The organism is Terriglobales bacterium (assembly GCA_035487355.1).
Taxonomy (GTDB): Bacteria; Acidobacteriota; Terriglobia; order Terriglobales; family Acidobacteriaceae; genus QIAW01.
In genome coordinates, this window is record DATHMF010000017.1 from 59573 (window position 1) to 82267 (window position 22695).

Annotated in this window: 14 protein-coding genes; 7 read left to right on the forward strand and 7 right to left on the reverse strand. The window is 54.3% G+C overall.

Features of this window, described 5'->3' with window-relative positions:
- Positions 1-112: 112 nt before the first annotated feature.
- Positions 113-2521 carry a hypothetical protein gene (locus VK738_03185; GenBank protein HTD21627.1) on the forward strand — a complete coding sequence of 803 codons (2409 nt, stop codon included), beginning with the start codon at positions 113-115 and terminating at the stop codon, positions 2519-2521.
- A 51-nt stretch (positions 2522-2572) separates the two neighbouring features.
- Here the strand turns inward: VK738_03185 and VK738_03190 are convergent, their stop codons facing one another.
- The 4 genes from VK738_03190 to VK738_03205 are packed head-to-tail and all read right to left on the reverse strand — an operon-like array spanning position 2573 to position 8007.
- Positions 2573-3889 carry a glycosyltransferase family 39 protein gene (locus tag VK738_03190; GenBank protein HTD21628.1) on the reverse strand — a complete coding sequence of 439 codons (1317 nt, stop codon included), beginning with the start codon at positions 3887-3889 and terminating at the stop codon, positions 2573-2575.
- Between the two features lie 4 nt (positions 3890-3893).
- The gene (locus tag VK738_03195) at positions 3894-5012 is read right to left on the reverse strand and encodes a Gfo/Idh/MocA family oxidoreductase (GenBank protein HTD21629.1); all 1119 of its coding nucleotides are present in this window, start codon (positions 5010-5012) and stop codon (positions 3894-3896) included.
- 44 nt (positions 5013-5056) lie between these two features.
- On the reverse strand, positions 5057-6448 hold the full coding sequence (locus VK738_03200) for a hypothetical protein (protein ID HTD21630.1): 1392 nt from the start codon (positions 6446-6448) through the stop codon (positions 5057-5059).
- Complete coding sequence (locus tag VK738_03205) at positions 6445-8007, reverse strand: O-antigen ligase family protein (protein HTD21631.1); 1563 nt, start codon at positions 8005-8007, stop codon at positions 6445-6447. The genes VK738_03200 and VK738_03205 overlap by 4 nt, the downstream gene beginning before the upstream one ends.
- A gap of 224 nt (positions 8008-8231) precedes the next feature.
- On the opposite strand from VK738_03205, the gene VK738_03210 reads away from it, so the two are divergent.
- The 3 genes from VK738_03210 to VK738_03220 all read left to right on the forward strand — a co-directional run bounded on the left by VK738_03210 (position 8232) and on the right by VK738_03220 (position 12633).
- On the forward strand, positions 8232-9596 hold the full coding sequence (locus VK738_03210; protein ID HTD21632.1) for a tail fiber domain-containing protein: 1365 nt from the start codon (positions 8232-8234) through the stop codon (positions 9594-9596).
- A 334-nt stretch (positions 9597-9930) separates the two neighbouring features.
- Complete coding sequence (locus VK738_03215) at positions 9931-11037, forward strand: NAD(P)/FAD-dependent oxidoreductase (GenBank protein HTD21633.1); 1107 nt, start codon at positions 9931-9933, stop codon at positions 11035-11037.
- Between the two features lie 213 nt (positions 11038-11250).
- Positions 11251-12633, forward strand: a complete 1383-nt coding sequence (locus tag VK738_03220) for an FAD-containing oxidoreductase (GenBank protein HTD21634.1) — start codon at positions 11251-11253, stop codon at positions 12631-12633.
- Between the two features lie 19 nt (positions 12634-12652).
- Here VK738_03220 and VK738_03225 read toward each other — a convergent pair whose 3' ends face one another.
- Positions 12653-14011, reverse strand: coding sequence for an FAD-dependent oxidoreductase (locus tag VK738_03225; protein HTD21635.1), 1359 nt, complete (start codon positions 14009-14011; stop codon positions 12653-12655).
- Positions 14012-14167: 156 nt separating this feature from the next.
- Positions 14168-15190, reverse strand: a complete 1023-nt coding sequence (locus VK738_03230) for a zinc-dependent alcohol dehydrogenase family protein (GenBank protein HTD21636.1) — start codon at positions 15188-15190, stop codon at positions 14168-14170.
- Between the two features lie 174 nt (positions 15191-15364).
- Here VK738_03230 and VK738_03235 point away from each other — a divergent pair, with 174 nt between their 5' ends.
- On the forward strand, positions 15365-15628 hold the full coding sequence (locus tag VK738_03235; protein ID HTD21637.1) for a DUF433 domain-containing protein: 264 nt from the start codon (positions 15365-15367) through the stop codon (positions 15626-15628).
- Between the two features lie 268 nt (positions 15629-15896).
- Here VK738_03235 and VK738_03240 read toward each other — a convergent pair whose 3' ends face one another.
- Positions 15897-17360 (reverse strand): tetratricopeptide repeat protein, encoded by a 1464-nt coding sequence (locus VK738_03240; GenBank protein HTD21638.1) that lies wholly within the window; start codon positions 17358-17360, stop codon positions 15897-15899.
- Positions 17361-18429: 1069 nt separating this feature from the next.
- On the opposite strand from VK738_03240, the gene VK738_03245 reads away from it, so the two are divergent.
- Positions 18430-21807, forward strand: a complete 3378-nt coding sequence (locus VK738_03245) for a TonB-dependent receptor (protein ID HTD21639.1) — start codon at positions 18430-18432, stop codon at positions 21805-21807.
- A gap of 297 nt (positions 21808-22104) precedes the next feature.
- On the forward strand, positions 22105-22671 hold the full coding sequence (locus VK738_03250; protein ID HTD21640.1) for a barstar family protein: 567 nt from the start codon (positions 22105-22107) through the stop codon (positions 22669-22671).
- The last annotated feature ends 24 nt before the right edge of the window (positions 22672-22695 follow it).

The following is a 22695-nucleotide window of genomic DNA, read 5'->3' on the forward strand; positions in this document are numbered from 1 at the left end:
TAGAATAACACGTCCTTCATCAATCAAGCGTTCTGCCGATTCAATCATACGAACAATGCAAACAAAGCCGCAAAACCAACAAACCCAAAATAAACAAGCTGAAGTTTCCGAGATGACTTCAAAGACGACTGCAGGCAATTCCGCGGTGAACGGTTCATTCTGGTCGCGCTCGCACGTCCTTCTTGGCGTCGCCACAGTCAGCTTTGCCATGCTTCTTTTGGAGCTGGCCTTGACCCGGTTGTTTTCTGTCGTGCTCTTCTATCACTTTGCTTTTTTGGCGATCTCTGTCGCCTTGTTGGGACTGGGCGCAGGCGGCGTCACGGCATATCTAAAGAAAGCGCGTCTGGCGCAATATTCTCTCTCGCGGCTGGGTTGCGTGCTTTCCGTGTTGAATGCCATCGCCACGCTGGTCGTGCTGGAAATCATCTTGCACGCCCGCATTTCTTTGCGCATTACACCTGGAACGGTCTTGCGATTGACGGTGATCTATTTAGCTGCCGCCTTCGTGTTCTTCTTAAATGGAGTTCTGCTTTCAGTCGTCTTTGCCCGCGCACCTCGCCCGGTCTCCCGGCTCTACGGCGCAGACCTGCTCGGTGGCGCGCTGGCCTGCATGGCGGCGGTGCCGCTCTTAAACGTGATTGGTGCCCCCAATGCCGTGCTGGTCTCCGCTCTGGTGATGGCTTTGGCGGCATCGTTGTGGGCGCAAAGGCGCAGCGCTAAACTCGTCGCGCTGGTTTTGGGCATGGTTTTTGTTCTACTGCTGGCCGTCAATCGCGGCGAGAGAGTGCTCGATATTGTTTACTCGAAGGGAGTGCGCCGCAATCCTAAGGTTGAGTTTGTGCGCTGGAACGCGTTGTCGCGGGTTGAAGTTTTTCCCGACGAGCAGGGCAAAGGCATCCAGATTGACGGCGATGCTTACACCGCCTTAATGGATACCGATGCAAGCGACACTGAAGATGCGTGGCAGAAAACCTGGGACACCGAAGCCGCGCCCTCCGTGGTCAGCGTGTTGCGTCCCCACGGGGCTTACGCCATCATCGGCCCCGGCGGTGGAGTTGACGTGCTGCGTGCCGTCAGCGGAGGAAGTCCCAGCGTGACCGCCGTTGAAATCAATCCCATTATTGCCAATTTGATCATGGGCGGCGCTTATGCGGAATACAGCCACCATCTTTATCAGCTCCCTCAAGTTCACGTCCATGTTGCCGACGGACGCGCCTGGCTTCGCAGCAGCACTGAGCAATACGACATCGTGCAGATGACCAAGGTGGATACCTGGGCCTCAACCGCCGCCGGCGCATTGGCCTTGAGTGAAAACTCGCTCTACACCATGGAAGCGTTCCACGATTATTTTGCCCACCTGAAGCCGGATGGAATGCTGGTGGTCACCCGTTGGGATTTCGCCCAACCCCGCGAGGCCTTGCGTATCGTCGCGCAGGATATGGAAACGCTGCACGCTCTCGGGATAGCAAATCCCGCAGCACACTTGATGATTATTGCCGAAGGCGGCCTCGACCAGGATGGACAGGCCGTCGCCGTATTCGCTAAAAAAAGCCCGTTCTCTCCAGCCGAACTGCAGGCTGTGGAACAATATCTGCAAAGCCATCCCACGCTCCTGCTGCTCTATATGCCGGGGAAGCCGGAGCTGGCGCACGCGGCAACCGGAGCAGGTGCGTATGCGGCGCTGATCCAAGGCAACGATGCCTCCAGGTTTTCCGACCAGTATCCTTTTAATGTCGCGCCGGTTTACGATAACTCGCCCTTTTTCTTCTTTACCCTCAAGCCCACTGTGGCGTTGGGCCAGCTTCTGCACAGCTCGCGCGGCCGGCAAGCGTGGAAGAACAACATGGGCATCCTGGTGCTTGCTTTCTTGATCGGGCTTTCCACCGTAGCGGTGCTGGCTTTTCTCGTACTGCCCCTGCTGCTGGTCTCCGGTAAACCCAGCCGTCATCTGCTCGCGCTGATGTATTTTGTCGCCATTGGTCTGGGTTACATCATGGTTGAAATTGCGCTCATCCAGCGCTTCGTGGTTTTTCTCGGCCATCCCACCTACGCCATGACCGTGGTTGTCTTCTGCATGCTGCTCTCGAGTGGCATTGGGAGCCTGGTCTCCCGCCGCTGGTTCTCGCAGACCGCGCGGGTCAGGCTGGCATTAATTGCGATTGCCGCCGCCGTTCTCATTTATATGTTCGTTCTGCCTGGCCTGCTCACTCAGTATGTAGGACTGCCGTTCGCAATAAGATTGGTCCTGAGCTGCGCTGCTCTTATTCCCCTGGGATTCATTATGGGAATGCCCTTTCCCACCGGACTGCGTGCTCTTAGCGAAAAAATATCTGCTTCTGGCGAGAACCACGCCAGCTCTTCGGAAAATATTATTGAATGGGCGTGGGCCATGAACGCCGGATCGAGTGTGCTTGGATCAGTCGTGGCTATGGTGGTTGCCATGAGTTCCGGCTTGAATGCAGTTCTGGTCTGCGCCGCCGCGGCTTATCTTATTGCTGGATTGGTTGTACGCAGGGGATAGAACTCGGTGTCTCTGTGGTGAACAAGCGCTAACCCCAGCGGTGAAAACATTTCATTGGGACTTAACTGCAACGGATCTCCAAACCTCTATCACGAACCAGACCCCCAGTATCATCATCTCCGGCTCAATCGGGTGCCGGTATCGCGGATGCGGGAACGTAATGTAATAAACCGCCGGATACACCAAAAGCAGCATCGCATACAAGAACGCACCCGGTTTTTTCTGCCGGATCACCAGCCACAATCCTCCAAACGCCAGCACCGTTGAGAGCAAAAAGAAGATATAGCGACTGCGCGACAGCCCGGGAGTGCCAGATGTCCGTGGTGTGCCAAACCAGAAATAGTAGGCGCGTTTCAGCGAAAGCGTCGCAAACATCGCCGGATGCGACCGGATAAACTCCATAGCCTCATGTCCGCGCTCATGCGCATAGGCAATCTCGCCCATCCCCTGATACGCAGCAAACTCGGCTGCGTTCTGACTGGGATGCCGTTGCCACTTCCATAAACCGTCAGCATCTTCATAGTTGCCAAGCCGCAGCTCTGCGCCAAAATTGCTGCGAATGAACACGAACCTGCCAAACACCTCATAGTTGCGGATCATCCACGGTGTCACGCAGAGCACGAAGATGACAATTGCTAATGCCGCCGGGCCCATCCATTTTTTGTGTTCACGAAGACGTTGATAACATGCCCACGCCAACGCGAAAGGCAGCAGCGACAGCAGCGAAGGATTGCTAAGTGCAATCGCCCCCCAGGTAAGCCCGAAGAGCACCCACGTTTTCAGGCCGTCGGAATTTTTCAGCCGCAGCGTCAACAAAAAAACTACACTCAACAGGAAAGCGGAAAAGCTCGTCTCCCACACCCAGCGAATGGCAAAATACATGGAGTAGGGCAGCACCGCCCACAACCATGCCGACCATAAAGCTGTTTTCTCGCCGAGAGTCTCCTTTGCGATGGAATAAATCGTCAGGCAAGTCAGGGCCGAAAATAAACTGTTGATCGCGAGCAGGACCCACGCGGATTGATAGCTGTAAATTCCGAAGATCTTGAACACACCAGCCACCAAATATGGATACAGCGGCGCAACCCACGCCGTGGGCCCGGTGTTCCCATGGAACGGAGAGCTAAAACCCTGGCCGGTCGCAACCGAGTAGGCAATCCTGCCCGTCTCCCAACCCAAGCCAAAGCTTTCCTGGTCAGGACTGGTTTTATACGTGTGCTCGGCCGTCATGACCAGCAGGCGCAGTGCCAGCGCCACCAGTGCAATAACGATCGGCCTGCGCAAGGTTTTTCTTAGAACACTGGAAGATTGGGCCGCATGGCTGGAAGAGGCGTTAGGAGATTCAGATTCAAGTTTATTGATGGGCACCAACCTACGCCTTCACCTTTACTGGTTTCCCCGTGCGCGCAGCTTCATAGATGGCGCTGATGATCTGTATATCGCGCCGTCCCATCTCTCCTCCGACGGGAGTTTCGCGCCCGGTGAGGATGCAATCGGCAAAGTCATCCATATGGGCGGCCTGCTGATTGATGGGAGTGAAATTCAGCGGTCCGCGGCTGGTTTCGGCCACGATGCCGCGGTAGGTAAATGCATGTTGCTTAAATTCCATCCAGCCCTTTGCGCCTTCAATGCGGAATTGATCGGCGGAGTGATTGAAACTTGTGACCGCATCGCATTTTGCGCCATTGGGGAATTCCATCGTCCAACGGATGGTCTCTTCCACTTCATTGAATAGTTCGGGCTTGGTCTTCGGTTCCTCGTGCGCGGTTACGGAGACAGGCGCAACTCCATTGGCGGCCATGCATGCTCCATGCACAATGTAGATGCCGAGGTCCATCATCGGACCGCCTCCCGCCAGCTTCTTATCAATTCGCCACGCGCGTTGGCCAAAAATGAATCCGCGGTCGCCCGTCATTTTCATGAAAGGACCAAAGTCCTGTTCTTTCGCCAGCCGCATCATCTCTTTGTGATAGAGGTCGTAATGCAGCCGGTATCCAACCGCCAACTTAACCTTCGCCTTCTTGCAAGCGGCAATCATCCGGTCGCAGCCTTCGACAGATGTAGCCATCGGTTTTTCCGAGATCACGTGCTTGCCCGCCTTTGCGACTCGGACGGTATATTCAGGATGCAACGCTGGCGGCGTCACAACGTAGACAATATCAATATCTGGATTGTGCGCAATCTGCTCCATATTGTCGTAGCTGTAGATGTTCTTCTTGTTCAAGTTATAGGTTGCCGCCCACTGCTCGCCCTTTTCTGGATGGCCGGTAATTACGCCGGCCAGGTAGCACAGCTTGGTCTCACGCAAAGCGGGCCCAAGTTGGCCTGAGGAATATTTGCCCAGCCCGAGCAACGCCACGCCCAGCTTGCGGCCTTTGTTTTGTGCCAGCGCTTCCTGGGCACGAAGATCAAGTCCAGTGGTTGCCAGAGCCGCTGTTCCGAACAAAAGATTGCGCAAAAAGTCGCGGCGTGAGGTATCGAAGATGGTCATAAGAGTGGGCTCCCGGTCGAGCTGGGTTCAACAGGTTACAGATTCTAATCCCGTGTGGCGTATAGGTTCAACTTTTTCTCTTCCAGAAAATCCAGCTTCTCCTTCAGATGCGTGGCTTCGGGCGACGGATAAACTTTGACCCCCGTCAAGCTATCGCATTGCTGAATATCGTGGTGCTGCAGATAACAACTTCTCCAACTGTCCTTAACATTGTGATATTGGGCCATCATAGATCGGTCACCGATGCGCACCGGCACAGCCGCGCTCACGGCAATCACTAAAATGACGATGGTTCCAACTGTTTTAAAACTTTTGCTGCTGTATGCGAGACAGGAAAAATATATTCCGAGAAATGCGGGAATCAGATAAGAGACATAACGTGAGCTTTGCGCGGTCAACAAGCCCATGCAAAGCCGTCCCAAAGCCGTATTGGCGCAAAACAGCAGGGAAAAGATAAGCAAAGCAGCGCCCACCAGGTTTTGCGCTCCGCTTTCTTCTTTTCTCGACAGAACCCCTGCCAATGCAGCCACCAGTGCTACACCACTCCAAACCAAAATCATGCTGCCGATGAGGGTTGGAATTACACCAGATCCTTTGATCCCGGTGAAATTCACAAACATCAGGCCTGCATAGTGCACATACTGCATCATCGGCTCGGAAAAAGGTTTGAAGCATGCTGCTGCGGGGTCAAACTTGTAACCAATGAAGAAAGAAAAAAATGAACCCACAGCGATCAGAATCGCCACAAGCGAAACAACGGCGGTGGGGCCTGGAACACCGGTGCGTTTATGTCGCCAGTAATCAAGGACGAGTAAAAGAGGCGTGATCAGCCCAATGAAAATTCCGAATCCGGTGTAAATGAGAAGGAAGTTGGTGACCAGAATCCATGCGTATCGCGTGAGCGGACGCGGCAGCGTCCATCCTATGCAATAGATGACCAGCAGCAGAATAGGAAGCGGCCCATGCGCCAGGTTCGTGGTGCCAAAGAGGGTCTCGTATTCCAAAGGTGTAAGGAAGATGAGAGGAATCACGGCGTCGAAATAAGTAACCGGTCCATAAAGGCGCTTTTTCAAGTACAGCGCCAGCAACGCCGCCAGCACAAAGATTGCACAGGCGAGAAAGGCCTCTGCCCGGCTATTCCAGTGGAACATCGGTTCAAAAAGCCACGAAACGAGTGCGCCAACGCCCTGGCGGTGCGGCCCATGCTGCCAGCGGAACATCTCCCAGAACGAATGTTTTTCAAAAAGAGTGGCATTGTTAAAGTCCCATTGGTCCCAGAAAAAAATATTGACCGCATAGCGGTTGACCAGACGAAACAACCGTGCAGCTACAACTCCAGTGGTTAGCAATACGAAGAGAAGCGGCCACAGCGCTCTCTGTTGGGGGGCAGTTTCGCCGGCGCTCTTTTGCGATAGAACTTCAGATTGAGCACTCATGGGGTTTCTGTCCGCTGCTGTTGGCTGAGGTCAAGCACTCGCACCAGGGCGATTGCAATTCCCATGAACAACCAGATCAGGAGCATGACTTCACCATCGCCCAGGGTGTAATGAACAAAAGAACTCATCACGAATGCAACCACAGCCCCAAATATTCCCAAAAAGACACCACGCGCGAACCACTCGCCATGCTGCACTTGTTTCCACGAGCGTGCCAGAAAAAGCAGGTAGGCAATCATGAGCCACACCCATACAGCCAGGCAAGGCAATCCACAATCCACTGCTAATTCGATAAACGTAGAGTGAAAATGGCTGCGCAGCGGAAATTTCTTAAAAGCGGCAAGGTTCCATTGTTCGCCATACACCAGTTCGCTGTCGGGTCCCACGCCAAACACGGGATGCTCCGCAACCAGCCGGGGCGCATCTTTCCACATGAGCCAACGGAACTCGCTTCCCGCATCTCCCAGTGCCAGCCATCCCATGTTTCGTTCTCTTTGGATCCAGACCGTGCCCACAATGAAGGCCAAAACCAGTGCGATCAGGGCGGCCATACGAATCCGTTTGAACATTACCCAAAACACAAACGCGCATCCCAGCAGCAGGGCAGCCATATAGGTCCGGGTCACGGTCGCGAGCAACGCCGCGGAAGTCCCAAGAAAAATCACAGCTAGAATCCACCGGGCCGCGGTCCGTTCTTTCCAACTCGAAACCAGCAGTCCAAAGGTCAGCAAGCCAACCTGCAGCAGCATGCCGGCATAGGGGATGTAGTGATAAAAGTGGCCTTGCGCGCGCGGTGGACGTCCGCGTTTTGGAATGTTGCCAGGTTGGCTCAACCACTGTTGAAGGTCATTTCCATCAACTTGCACATTAAAAATTACCAGAGGCGCATTGCGGGCAATGCGGAGCGAGAGTGTTTTGTCTGCCTGTGTGGCTTTGAGCGCTGCACTCCATTGTTGCGGAGTTCGTGTGGGATGTCCGTTGATGGATTGCACGATGTCTCCCGACCGCAGCCCACGCTGGTACAGGTTCGTATCCGGAGAAATTGTGACCAGCTCCGTGCCGATTCCGTGGACGTATTGCCATCCCGTTCGTGCCACACTGACCATAGTTGAAGCCAGAAGCAGACAAGTCAGGATCTTGACTTGCTTCACGCTGCTTATGTTCTGGGCTACAACCACCGCCAGGATGATCAAGGTGAACCAGCCCAACCGTGCCCGGCTCAGGGTTGGGGCATAGGAGAGTGCGGTTGCAACTGCGGCAAGCGTTAGAAAGAGCAGCGAAGGCAGCAGGAACGGCTGTTGCTCGAACTTTCTGACTAGCCCCAGCCGTATAACCCAAACCGGGAGTGCCACCAGAAAGACGATGAAGGCCCACTGCGTCTCATGAGGAGCAAGGATGGAGATCAGGCAAAGGCAGAGGAAAATCGTCTCATTCAACCAGGCGGCAATTGCGTCACGGACCGGATTTTGATTGGCATCAGGAGCAAGAGGCTCTGCCGCCGGCGCACCCCGGGCTTGCTGGCCGGCATCAGCCAGCATAGTTTTCTGATTTAGGTTCAAATTTCCTCTCCAAAAAGCTTCTTCCTCAAACGGCACCAAGTTTAATGATTGATACTAACAGCACTTCAAGCATGGGAGGGAAGCCGGTAAGAATGCATCATTAATGCAGAAATAAACAATCTTTAAGTATAGGAACAAACCTGATTACTTTTTGTAAAGAAGAGCTACAATCTAGCGAAAACATCCTCTGTTAATATCTTTTCTTGGCAACAATGGAGGCTCCCATGTATCTGCAACGTTCTGCAGCGATTCTTGTATTTTTCGCCGTCATACTTCTGGTGTTACCTTTGCTCTCGCAGACCCAGGTTGCCGGCCTGCGGCCGGAGCTCGTGTGGCAGCAAACCTCGCCCACAGCCCAGGGCCTCGATGGTTCCGTGCTATACCAAATTGTTTATCGTTCCAACTCCCTGCCTGATGCACCCAAGACGCCGGCCCCAACCAATCCTGGCAACGCCGCGAACGGTCGTGTATTGAATACTGTCGGAACGACCACCACAGCACCAACCGGCGGCACGTGGTTGATTGGCGGCAACGCAGGCATCACCTGTACCGCTTCGCCTTGCAAAGATTATCTCGGAACCAGCGACAACAACGCATTTGAAATTCGTGTGGGAGGGAACCGGGCCCTGCGCATCGAGCCGCAATTTGATTCTGGCAGCAGCAACAGTTTTACACCCAACCTGATTGCCGGCTTCAGCGGCAATGCGGTTACTGATGGAGCCATAGGTGCCACCATCGCGGGCGGCGGCGAAGCCGGCGCGGGGAATAGCGTGACCGCTAAGTTTGGCACCGTGAGCGGCGGGCTGAACAACATGGTCAACGGTGCATCGGGGACCGTCAGTGGCGGACAAAGTAACAACGCCATGGGAATCCATGCCGCCATCTGCGGGGGCTCGCAAAATGCCGCCATTGGACAGGGCTCAACCATTGCCGGCGGGGTCGGCAACAGCGCCAATGGTGAAGGTGCATTTGTTGCTGGTGGAGGCTCCAACAGCGCTGGCGGTAACTATAGCTTTGCTGCCGGCCACCATGCCAGCACCCGTGGGGATGCAGGGACCTTCGTCTGGGGAGACGATTCCAGCAGCACCGATGTCAGGCCCACTGGCCCGAACCAATTCGTAGCAAGAAGCTCTGGTGGGGTGGTCTTTTACAGCAATCCTGCTCTTAGCTCTGGCGTGGTGCTTGAGCCCGGCGGCGGCTCATGGTCTTCTCTCAGCGACCGCAACATGAAAGAGCACTTTGCCGGCGTTGATGCGACGCAAGTGCTGGCCGAGGTTTTGCAGTTGCCCATCGCGACCTGGAATTACAAGTCGCAGAGCGCCGGCATCCGCCACATCGGCCCCGCCGCGCAGGATTTTTATGCGGCCTTCAAAGTAGGAGAAGATGAGCGCCGCATCACCGATATTGATGAAGGCGGCGTTGCCCTGGCTGCCATTCAGGGATTGAATCAAAAACTGGAAGCCGAGCTCAAAGCAAAAGACGAACAACTGGCCGAGCAGCAACAAGTGAACAGCCAGCAGGAGCAGGAAATCCGCAAGCTGATGGAAGCAGTAGAGAAGCTGCGCCGACAGGTGGAAGCCAGAAACTAGGGTTAACTGGCATCTTTGGTAAAGATGCGCGTAGCTCGCCGCGTCTCCTGATTGCATTTCCCATTCATCTTGATTGTTTGAACGATCCGCTGTTGCCTCAGGTTTCCCATGCCCATTTTTTTCTCAGCCTTGGTTCTTTCCCGCAAACTAACCTGCCAGCGCCGTGCTTGTTACGAGAAGACCTCATTTCCAATCCGCGCCAGAAGATGAAACGTATTGGTAAGTAGGCTCACTACATGATACCAGGCGAAACCAAGCGGAACGAATCTCAACAAGACAGTGTTAAAGACCTGCCAACAGGTCTGGGACATATCCCTTTGCAGGAGCGGGTTTCATGGATGTCGCAATTTTCGGCGCTGGAATCGCTGGTTTGATGGCAGCCATTACCTTGCGTGCGCAGGGGCACCATTGCCGTATTTATGAGCGTCTTAGTCGTGGCCATGAAACTGGCATGGGGTTTATCTTGACCCCAGAAGGCGTTGATTGCTTGCAGAAATTCGGAGTGCGCTTCAGCGGCGCTTTCAGCGGTGTGCCGCTTAATCGTTACTGCTGCCGCAATGCAGCCGGCGAGATTCTGCACGAGCAAGCCATGCCTGCCGGCGCCCGCAGCATGCGGCGTTGTCATCTTATATCCGCATTGATCGGCGCTTTGCCGGCAAATGACACGCTTGCTTTTGGCGCTGAGTTAAGTGGTCTGGAGTTCGGTGAAAGCGGTCGAGTTACGGTGGCCTGCTTGAGTTCAGGCACGCGCATTCATGCCGATTTGTACGTTGCCGCCGATGGTATACGTTCGCAGGCAAGGCAAGCTTTGTTTCCTGATTGGCCTGCGTCGCCAGCCCAGGTGCTGGAAATCGTTGGACTTCTACGCTGTGACAAAACCATACGATGGGCCGGCCACGACTTCAACAAATTCCATGCGCCAAGTGGAGGCACTGCTCTCGGTATTTTGCCCGTGGATCCATACCACGTAGTTTGGTATCTGCAATTTGACGCACACCGTTTTCCTCCGCCGAAAGAAAACGGCAATGCCAGTCCCGAGGCGCGGCATGCTTTCGTGGAAAAATTGGTAGGGGACTGGGCCGATCCTGTCCCGCATCTGCTTGCCAAGACTGATTTCTCGCGAGTGTATCTTTGGCGCCCAATGGATACCGATCCTGTGCCGCACTTCTATCAGGGCAACCTGGTTTTGGTCGGTGATGCCGCGCATCCCCTGTCGCCGTTTACCAGCCAGGGAGTATCATCGGCACTTGCCGATGCGGTTGCGCTCGCGAGCGCCGTAAACGCAAAGGTCAACACCGGAAGCGATCTCACCCATGCTCTTGCCGCCTACTCCGTCGAGCGTCGTGAGCAGTGCGCTCCCTACGTCGCCAAAGGACGCGAGCTGACCCAGCAGTTTCTCAAACCCCAGGCTGTCAATGGCACTTTGCTGCCCGTAGCTTAATCTAGAAACTATCTAGCTTTTGTTGGCATTGCGAAGAACGGCACATACTAAGAGGTGTCATCCTGAGCCGTAGGCGAAAAGACCTCCGATGGAGATTGAGCTACCCGCGGCTTAAATCGGACCACCTGGGATTTCCACTTTTCTAAGGAAATTTGGAAGAATCTAAGGATGTCAACTAAGCCAGATGGATCTAAATATCTAGGGAGCCCTCCCATGCCCAAAGCATACGACGCAATCATTATTGGTACCGGACAAGCTGGACCCTTTCTGGCCCAGCGTCTCGCGGCCGCCGGAATGAAAGTTGCAATTGTCGAACGAAAGTTGTTCGGAGGCACTTGCGTCAACACCGGATGCATCCCAACCAAGACCATGGTGGCCAGCGCCTATGCTGCTCGAGTTGCGCAACGCGCCGCCGAGTATGGTGTGACGCTGGATGGGACCGTCCGGGTTGATATGAAGAAGGTGAAGGCCCGTAAAGATGCCATCTCCGGCAAATCGCGCGTGGGCATGGAGACCTGGCTTAAGCGCATGGAAAACTGTACGGTATACCAGGGACATGCTCGCTTCGAGTCTCCACGAGAGGTCAGAGTCGGGAGCGAATTGCTCAGCTCCGAACGCATCTTTATTAATGTAGGCGGGCGCGCCGTGGTTCCTCCCATGCCGGGACTCGACCAGATTTCATACCTGACGAACTCTTCCATGATGGAAGTTGATTTTCTGCCCAGCCATCTGGTGATCGTGGGTGGCAGCTATGTCGGCCTGGAATTTGGGCAGATGTTTCGCCGCTTCGGCAGCGAGGTAACCATTGTGGAGCAAACTTCCCGTCTGATCTCCCGCGAAGATGAAGATGTTTCCCTTGCCATCCAGCAGATCTTGCAGCAGGAAGGCATCAACCTTCGCCTGAATGCAAAGTGCATTGCCTTTGCCAGGCACGAGCAGGGGATCGCCGCGCGTGTTGATTGCACCGAGGACGCTCCCGAAGTAATGGGCAGCCATGTGTTGCTTGCCGTCGGACGCCGCCCAAACACCGATGACCTCGGTCTCGACAAAGCCGGCGTTGTAACCGATGCCCGTGGCTACATCGTAGTGGATGACCAACTACGCACCAATGTTCCCGGAATCTGGGCGCTGGGAGATTGCAATGGCAAGGGCGCTTTCACGCACACCTCTTACAACGATTTTGAAATCGTGGCCGCGAATCTTCTCGACAACGACCCGCGCCGGGTCTCGGACCGCATTCTGACCTACGCTCTCTATATTGATCCGCCCCTGGGACGAGCTGGTTTGACTGAGGCCGACGTCCGGCAATCAGGGAAGCGTGTGCTCATCGGAAAGCGCCCCATGACCAAAGTCGGCCGCGCCGTGGAAAAAGGTGAAACGCAAGGTTTCATGAAAATATTCGTTGATGCTGATAGCAAGCAGATTTTAGGAGCAGCCATCCTGGGCACCGGCGGGGACGAGGTCATCCACAGCATTCTCGATGTCATGTACGCCAAAGCGCCATACACCACGATACAAAGGGCCGTGCACATTCATCCCACGGTTTCAGAGCTGATTCCAACCATGCTGGGCGAGCTGAAACCTTTGAGCGCATAACAAAATTCAAGATCGATTTCTACGAACTCGCCACCACCGAAACCGCCTTGGCTTTTTCCTGCTCAATCGCCGCCAGCATGTCTTCATCTTCCGAGAATTTAAACCAGGGTAGTCCTCGCTCTTGCGCCTGTTTTTCCTCGGCGCGTGCCAGATGTTCGAGATCAGATTTCTCCACGATGCGCAGGCCCTTGGAAATGAGGTGACGTTTGATCTGGTCGTAGCAGGCTGAGGTTTTTTTCGGTGCGCCCTCCAGATACGCCAGCACATTGGCAGCGCCCACTTCACCATCGTGCCGGGCAATGCCAACCAGCCCTTCACTGGCTTTGCGTGCCCATCCGACCACGTAGATTCCCTCCATGGCCTTTCCGATTTGCGGGTCAAGGACCTCGTAGATAGGGCGCTTCGGATCAACCGGGTCCGAACAGGTTACATAACAGTCCTTGCTATAGGGCAATCCCAAAGTGGGATCGGCAACATCGCCAATGGCAAAGATCATCGTGTCCACATCAAGATCAATAGTTTTGTCGATTGCTTTGCATGCGATGCTGCCATCGCGCTCGAATAATACGTTTTCCGTGATTGTGAGACGGTTGATGCGGCCGCTGGCATCCGCATGGATCGCCTGCGGCGAGCATAGAAAGCGAAAGAGCAGGCGGCTGCGCTCCGCCGGTTGTGGCGGTTTATTCAAAATGGGAAATGTGTCTTCTGCGACTTTAGCGATGTCCTGCCCTACAGCGGCAAGCTGCGGCTGAATGCGCGTCAATTCTTCCTGAAACGCCTGCCGGTCAAGAAACCTCTCGACATAAACAAATTCTTTCAGGTCAAACTTGGCTTCAAACGGACCGCGCCGCGCGATTACGATAACTTCTTCAGCGCTGTGCTTGGGATCGTCAATCAAAAGCCAATGGGCTAAGTCCACCATCACATTGCCCATTCCCACAATGGCAATGCGCTTGCCCACAGAGAAATCCTGCGAGGCAAAGGGCGGCAGTTGATTGTAGTAATACACGAAGTCCTTGGCACAATAGACGCCGCGTGAGTCATCGCCCGCGAGTCCCAGTTTTTTCGTGCCCTGCGCGCCCACGGAAAAGACCAGCGCCGAAGGTGAGAACTCGCGTAGATCCGCGATAGTAATCGGTAGTCCATCGCCCACTGCAACGTGCCCGATGTAATGCACGTTGGGCAGGCTGAGGACCTTGGCGAACTGCTTGCGCAGCCCGTTCTTCATCTTGTCTTTGGTGGGATAGATGCCATACTCGGCCAAACCGCCGGGCTTGATGTCGCGATTGAGAATAATGACTTCATGCCCGCTTTGAGCAATTTTCTGCGCCGCAAACATTCCGGCCGGCCCTGCACCCACCACGAATACAGTTTTCACTCAGCCCTCCTTTTCAAGTAGGTGGCTATACAACTAAGAATGCTCAGTTGTCTCATCTTTAAGTCTGACAGAGAATTTCTGACATAGTATAGGCTTTTTGGGCAAGGGTACTTTAGAACAACAACCCCGTCCTGGGCTGTCATGTATATCACAGAATCATTGTCCTCGACTTCCGCTATTTTTTGCGACGGTCAACACACCCGCTCCGCGGATAGCATCGTGTTTCAGTGCCTGCAATGCTGAATTCGCCTGCTCCAGGGGGAACGTCTCGATTTGCGTCCGGATAGGAATTTCAGCGGCCACCTGCAGAAAATCAATGCCGTCTTGCCGGGTATTGTTGGCTACGCTGCGGATCACCCGCTCGTGATAAAGCAACTCATAGGGAAAAGAAGGAATCGGGCTCATGTAAATTCCGCCCAGAACCAGCGTGCCCGCTTTTTTCAGCGCCTGCAATGCCGCCGGCACCAGCTCTCCAGCCGGAGCGAAGATGATCGCGGCGTTCAGCCCAACCGGTGGAGTATCGTAAGCTCCGCCCACCCACTCCGCTCCCAGTTCACGCGCCAGCTTGCGGTGCTTTTCTTCACGCGTACAAACTACGACTTTGATCTTCCAATGACGCGCGACTTGGATCGCCACATGACCAGCCGCTCCGAACCCATAGATGGCCAGCGCATCTCCCGCTTGCAGGTTGGCAAGCCGGAGTGCGCGGAAACCGATGATTCCCGCGCAGAGCAGCGGTGCTGCCTGTGTATCTTCGAAGCCGGCAGGAATGGGATAGACGAACTCTTCCGGCGCAACGATATATTCTGCGTATCCGCCCTGCGCTGTGTAGCCGGTGAATAGGGCGTTCACGCACAAGTTCTCGCGTCCGCGCATGCAATACTCACATGTGCCGTCGGTGCGATGCAGCCAGGGGACACCAACTCTTGAGCCGGACGCATACTTGCCGGCCTTGGCCCCAGCGCGAACCACACGTCCCACAACCTGGTGGCCGGGAATAACGCTGGGCAGCTTCGGTTGCAGCTCGCCCTCGACCACGTGCAGGTCGGTTCTACAGATTCCGCAGGCCAGGACCTGGATAAGAATTTCATCAGCGCCAGGTTCAGGAATGGGAATGTCTTCGCGCACCAGTGGACTGCTGTCGACAGGTGCGGGAGTCTTGAGCACGAGAGCTCGCATAAAATCACCTCCTCAGATGATAGAACATTGCAACTGATAGAACATTGTTGCGATGCAGGCTGATCACGCATTCATGGGTAGTGGGCTAATTAGCCCACTACCCATGAATGCACAACATCCAATAGGACCTTTTAGAGTGATATGATGAGGTTCGTAAAGGGCAGGAGGGACGGTATGAGTGGCGCACACAAAAATCCAAAGAACTACGAAGAACGAATCGTGCGCGATCCACAAATTTGCGGTGGAGAACCAGTCTTCAAGGGCACGCGGGTAACCCTGCGCACTGTTCTTGCCAGCCTGGCCGAGGGAGATTCTACCGAGGAAATCCTTGCTGATTTCAGCAGCCTGAAAAATGAGGATATTCAGGCAGCAATTGCCTTTGCCGCAGCTTCTGCAGAAGAAGACCTGCCCGTGCCGACAGTTCCACAGATTCGATGAAAATCAAGCTCGATGAAAACCTTCCGTTCTCCCTGTCCGCTACGTTGGAATCTCTTGGGCATGATGTTCATACTACCCAGCAGGACGCCCGCAACCGCTGTGCTCTTTTTTAGAAAAGACCTTCGGTTCATATGAGGGTCCATACGAGGTCGAAAGTATAGCCAAGGAGCCGATGGTAGCAAAGTTAAGTTATCTGACGGTTGAGTTTAAGAAAACGCAACGATGCGCCGCCCTTACTGCGCTGGTGCTGACGGAGGTCAGATTGAATTTAGTGGGCGGTTCCGCGCCGCGGATCCATGGTCATTCCCCGGGAGGAATCGAGCTTCCCATCGGCCCCGCTGGTCAGAGCGACGAATGCAGGATCGTTTTTCAGCGAAGCGAACACCGCATCCACGCGCGCTTCCATCATCTCTTCGGAGCGCACTGCCTGGTAGCGCTCATATTCGAAGAAGTGGCGTTTGAGCAGGGCAAGCGCCTTATCGCGCTGGCCGGTCTGCGCGTAGATGGCGGCAAGGTTGTAGGAAGCAGGCAGCATGGCTTCGTTCTCGCGCGCAATCTTCAGGGCTTCATCGCCGTGTCCGTTGCCTGCCATGAAGGCTGCAGCAAAGATAAGGTTGTAAGCATCTTTCGGATCGAGCGCGAGCGCCTCATGCACGTAGTGGTCAGCTTTGGCAGTGTCGCCCTCGGAATTCCAATATACCGCCAGGTTGCGGTTGGCCAGCGCCAGCGGATAGGTTTCGACGGACTTTTCCATCAACGCCAGCCCTTTGGCAAATTCGCCGTCGTGAATAGTCATCTTCCCCAAGCCATGCAGCGCAACTGCGCGGGACAGCGGATCGGCCGGCATATTAAGGATAGCCTCAAACACGCTCCGTGCTTTATCCCATTCGCCGGTCTCGTGGCGATACACCTCGCCCAGGTAGCGCAGCGGCACGGGATCGGCCGGATCCATGCGGTGCGCTTTTGAATATAAGCGTTCGGCCTCGGAATATTTCGCATCCATCTCTGCTTTCAGGCCGGCAATCATGGTGCGCTCGATCTGGGCACTCTTTGCCGGATCAAAAACCGGCGGGTCAGGGATCTGGCCTACATCGTTGACCCCGAGCTTCTTCAATTCTTTGGCGGCGTCTTTTGCCCGTTTTGGGAAGAGGCACTTCTGGTCGACCACGGCACGGTAGAGTTGGATGGCAGTCGTGTTGTCGCCCGCCTTGGCTTTGTCCTTGGCGTCTTTCATCTGCTGATTGAGGGCGTTATCGCGCTGCTTCAGCTCGTCTCCGACCAGCTTCTCCACCTGGTCTACTTTGAGCATGCCGTTTTTATTTTCGATCTTGCCGATCACCGTTCCATCAGGCGCGGCCAGCACTACAATGGGCAGCTTGGCATCGCCGGCAAATTTTTGTCCTGCGGGAGTGCGAATGTCAGAGACTTCCATGGCGACGCATTGTGTGGCGTAAAGCGTAAGCTCACGCGACGTGCGCAGGCTCGATTGCTGCAGCTCAGTGTTGGAAGAAGGGAACCAATAGACAACCAGACCCGAGGTTATAGGTGGATCTGAGGGTGTCACCATGCGCCAGGGCACCTGGTAAACCTGCGGATCCTGGCCTTGGGTGCCTCCGCCGCCCATTCCGCCCACACCCCCGCCGCCGCCGCCTCCGCAAGTGGCCCAAGTCAAGGGCACGAGCAACAGCAGGGTGAATGCGAAAGACAGGGTGCGAACAGATAGTGGTTTCATAGGTTTATGGCCGCGATTATAACAAAGCCGGAACAAGGGAATTGTCAACAAAGTGTCAAAAGAGCAAGTTTCAGGTTTCAAGTTTCGAGTTTCAAAAAGCGACTGCAAAAGCTTTCGCCGCGGATCAACGCGGATCAAAGGCGGATTTTTTGAGTGGGTTTCGGCTCCCACACCACCCACTTGCTAGCAAGTGTTTTGAGCCCAAAAATCGCGTTTGACCCGCGTCATTACTGGCGAAAATCGATCAGGGGTGGGGGACTTGCTGGGAAGCAGTTTCTAGTTTCAAGTTTCGAGTTTCAAAAACAACCGCAAACCCTTTCGCCGCGGATCAACGCGGATCAACGCTGATTTTTAGAGTGGATTTCGGCTCCCGCACCACCCACTTGCTAGCAAGTGTTTTTGGGCCCCAAATCGTGTTTGCCCCGCGTCATTACTGGCGAAAATCGATCAGGGGTGGGGGACTTGCTGGGAAGCAGTTTCTAGTCTCAAGTTTCGAGTTTCAAAAACAACCGCAAACCCCTTTCGCCGCGGACCAACGCGGATCAAACGCTGATTTTTAGAGTGGGTTTCGGCTCCCGCATCACCCACTTGCTAGCAAGTGTTTTGGAGCTCAAAAATCGCGTTTGACCCGCGTCATTATTGGCGAAAAGCGATCCCGGGTGGGAGACTTGCTGCTAGTGGGTCCTCTATTGTCAGTCCTCAGAATCCCGCATCGCAAATGAATTTTCAAAGACCGCAAGGGCCAATGCCCCGCATTCTTGAATGCATAACGTAGACATACGTCTAGCACAATTGTGGCCTGTAGTTTCCAGGAAAGCAAGGTTTTGATATCAGAGTGGTATCATGCGGTACTCAGTTGTCAGTACTCAGTACTCAGAAAAAAGCAACCGCAAAGACCTTTTGCAGGGCCTGACCCTGCCCCTTTGCAAAAAAATTGAATTAATTGTCATCAGAAAAATTAATTGTCATCAGAAGCCATAGAAAACATTACAATTATCAGCCATCAGTTAGTTCCCGGCCCCCGTTCCACTTCGGTCTGAAGATATTACCCATACAAGGAGGATCTAATATGCAACCTTCAGCCATCCGTTGGTATAGCCTGATCGTTCTCTGCCTTATGTTTGCTGGCCAGCTCTATGCGCAAAGCGCAGCCTCGGCAGCCATTGTAGGAGTTGTGACCGATTCCCAGGGCGCAGTGGTGCCCAACGCGGCGGTTACTGCGACCAATATTGCGACCGGAATTTCCTACTCAACCAAGACTACGTCCAGCGGCAATTTTGTGATTCCCAATTTGCCCCCGGCTACATACGACGTCAAAGTTGAGGCCGCAAGTTTTGTTCCTCATATAGCCAAGGCCGTCAAACTCAACGTAGGCGACCAAAGGGACCTCAACTTCAAACTTGGCGCAGCGGGAACCGCACAAATCGTTGAAGTAACTGCAGAGACGCCGCTGCTGGAAAGCACCAAGACGGAAGTATCCACTTCGGTTACCGACCTGGATATGGAAAGGCTGCCCACGATCAGCGGGGCGGGCGGCATCGCTAATGATTACGCCCAACTTGCTCTGACTGTTCCGGGCGTGAAATCGGATTTTAGCGGTGTCAGCAACCCCGTAGGCGCGGGGGACCTGATTGGCCCAGGTTCCATTAATAATCGCGGCAATCTGTACAACGTAGATGGCGGCAATATCACCGACCAGGTGGTTTCAGCCCGTTTTGGAGGAGTAGGCGCATCTGTGGACGAGATCCAGGAGTTCCAGGTCAAGACCAACAACTACAACGCCGAATATGGACAAGCGGGAGGCTTGATCATCAACGCCGTGACCAAATCGGGAACCAACAGTATTCACGGCGACGCGCACATGTATTTCCGCGGCCGAAACCTCACCGCATCCGATCCTTTCTATAAACTTAATTTGTTTCAGAACGCCTTGCCTCGAGGGACCGCTGGGCCTCCAGGCACCCCTTACTGCCCAAAAAGAGATTTTGTTGGAACGACCCTGGTGAGCGTGGATGGTTGCGATCGAGCACCGTTCCAGCGGCATGAAGGCGGTTTTACCATAGGCGGTCCGTTCATCAAAGACCGGTTCTTCTGGTTCGGCAGTTATGAGATAAGCCATCAATCGGCACCGTTGACCCTGACCCCGCCGGGAGCGGTGCAGACGGTGCAGCAACCGGTCAATAATCTTCTCTACTCCGGCAAACTCGATTTTAAGCTGAACAACAGCAACACTCTCAGCGCTCGCTTCAACATTGACCGGCAATTCTTTGACAACCTGGTCACCCAGACCAGCAACAACATCACACCAGATGTCCTTACCATTCAGTCAAATCATAGTTCAGGCCTGAACCTTTCATGGATCTCAAGCATTACACCCAACCTGGTCAACGAAGCCCGCTTCTTCCATTACCGCACCAAAAACACCCTGCCCGACAAGACCATTGTCCCGGGGGTGCAGCACCCCAATTTCCTGAGCGGTGCCGATTTCTGTTGTCCCCAGGGTGCTTTCGACAGGCGCTTTCAGTACATGGATAACCTCACCTGGAGCCGCGGGTCACATACTTTTAAGACCGGCTTCAACATCAGCTACTACCCGTGGTTTTCACTATTTCAGCAGTTCCATTTTGGGCAGTATGTTGTGAATGCCGCCAATGCACCGCAATCGTTCACATTTGCGGTTGGCCCTGGCCAAGTGACATCCAAAGACAACATCTATGGATTTTATTTCCAGGACACGTGGAAGGTAACCCGCAACTTCACTCTCAATTATGGGCTGCGTTATGACTACGAGGCCGGGGCCTTTAAGGGCGGGGTCATTCACGGTCCCAACGGAACTTGCTTTGAGGGCAACGGGTTTATTTCTGCCTGCTCCTCTGACGGCAATAACTTTCAGCCTCGCCTGGGATTCACCTATGCTCTGGGAGAGAAGACGCTGGTCAAAGCCTCATTCGCCGAGAGCAGTGTGCCGGCCTTTAACAACGTGGTGCTGGACTCATTGAATTTTGACGGCGTAACTTTGAATACCATTACCACCACGAATCCGGCGGTTCTGGCGGCCTATCCCAACGCTCCCAGCCCGGCGCTGCTGGCGTCGGTGGTTCCTCCGGGGAATGGTTTCTTCGGCCGTGTTCGTCCCATTTCTTCACACCTGAGAAACCCTGAGGTGCGTAGTGTCAACTTTGGGGTGCAGCATGAATTCACCAAGACGCTGAGCGCAGAGATCCAATACCTTGGCGAATTTGGATTCGGGCTGTTTGGCGAGCGCGACGTCAATGCCCCGGTGGTTGCGGCTGATCCGGCCCATCCCGGCTTTTTCTACTTCCAGAATCAGGCGCCGGTCAATCCTGCCCTTGCTGTGAGCGCCCGGCCCGACAATCGTTTTACAGCGATCCGCACCAACGAAAATACACGAACTTCGCATTACAACGGTTTGCTGGTCAGCGCAACCAAGCGTTTTTCCAACCACGTGCAGTTCAACGCCAGTTACACTTGGTCGCACGCGCTCACTTCGGGCGAAGACTTCTTTGGCCTCTCCGAACCCGGCGATCCACGGAACATACGCGCCGAGCTTGGACCCGCTTTCAATGACATTCGCCACGCCGCCAACTTCGGTGTGGTGCTGGATTCGGGAAAGGCCACGGAAAACCGATTTGCCGGCTGGTTCATCAATGATTTGGGGCTGAATTTTGTGGGACAGCTTCAATCGGGCCGTCCCTATCCTGTTTCAACCGGCAGCGCGGGCTATGCCGATGCCCGCTTCTTTGGGGCCGGCAACGAAACCCAGCAACGGCCTCGCGTGCTGGCAGATGGAACAATTACAACCGCTGGCATCGCCTCGTTTACCGGATCGAACGCACTCTTCGGTCCGGGGGGAGTAGCAAGTTGTATTGCCGCTGGGTTTCCCGCCGCAAGTTGCAGTTCCATTCAGAACACGTTCCTGGCTCCTGCAAGCGCTAGTGGACTGGGCGCTGTGGACGCCCTCACCGGTGACATCGTGGACTTCCAATTCCTGAATGGTAACGTAGGCAGGGATGCGGGTCGAGGGGCTCCTCTCTACCGGGTAGATATGTCCCTCCACAAGTCATTCAAGATTCCCAACACCGAACATGTGAGCGTTGAACTCAGGGCAGATGCCATTAACGTTTTCAATCACCCGAACTATCAGAGCTTTAACAGCAACGATGTAACTGCGGCTTTAGGGTTCTCACTTACTGCCACAGGCGCACCGGCTTCGGACTTTTTTACGTGCAGTGTTTGTATGCGTCCTAATGGGACCATCGTAGGCAGCGGCGGACAGGTGCTGCACCTCTCCACCTTGCAGCATGGGAAGGTGAGTCCGGACTTACTGAAGCCGATCTTTGGACCAGCTCTTGCCGGTATCGGGGACCCGGCCAGTACGGACTTCGTTCCGCGAATCTTCCAGCTTTCTTTCCACGTCCGCTTTTAGGACTGTTAGAGTGGGTGTGGACAAAAAGTTGAGACGAATGTATCAGCGTCTGGTTTTCAGAGTTTGCAGAAAAAACTAGCAGTACGATGAAGGCATGTATCAGGCCCGACTTTAGTCGGGCCTTTCCGCTTCGGCCGCAGTGACACGTGCGAATATCATATGTGAGACGTCAACCTAACAGACTCCGGGGTTTAGAAGAGACGACAAGCGAATAGTGACAGGCAGCGATGGAAGTGCGTGGTATACAGATAACCACTACAACAAGGATCATTCACGCGAATGAGGTAACTGAGATAGATGTCTAAAATGAAGCTGGAGTCGATTGAGCCACCGTACTTCTACATTCTTGTTGGAAGCACGGATGAATTTGGCAAGTATGCCTATAGACTAAATTATGAAAAAGGATATCAATTTGCCGTTCGGGTCGTTCGTGGACATAAGATGAAACGGCTCGAAAGCCTTTTCAACGAACTCGCTGCTGCGCTTCAGTTTCCTGACTACTTTGGTGAAAATTGGGCCGCCTTAGAAGATTGTTTATTTGACCTTGAGTGGCTTCGCGCTGAAGGTTACGTCCTGATGATACCTCGCGCAGCTAACATTCTGTGTGATGATCATCCGGAAGAACGTGCCGTATTCATTCGAACATTGCTTCGTACTTGTAAGTACTGGGCGACCGCGCACATGGCCTTTCCCTCGAGGGAGCTGAAACTAGCCCCATTCCATGTTCTATTCCATGCTACGGAATCCGAAGTCGAACTTGTCCGCCAATTTCTGAGTCCTGAGAGCCCGGATACTCCGATTATTCCTCTAAGCGAAATCCCAGATCCTGCTTCTGACATATCGACAATGGAACGCCGAGCATAATTTGCTACTCCGATCCCGCCGCAG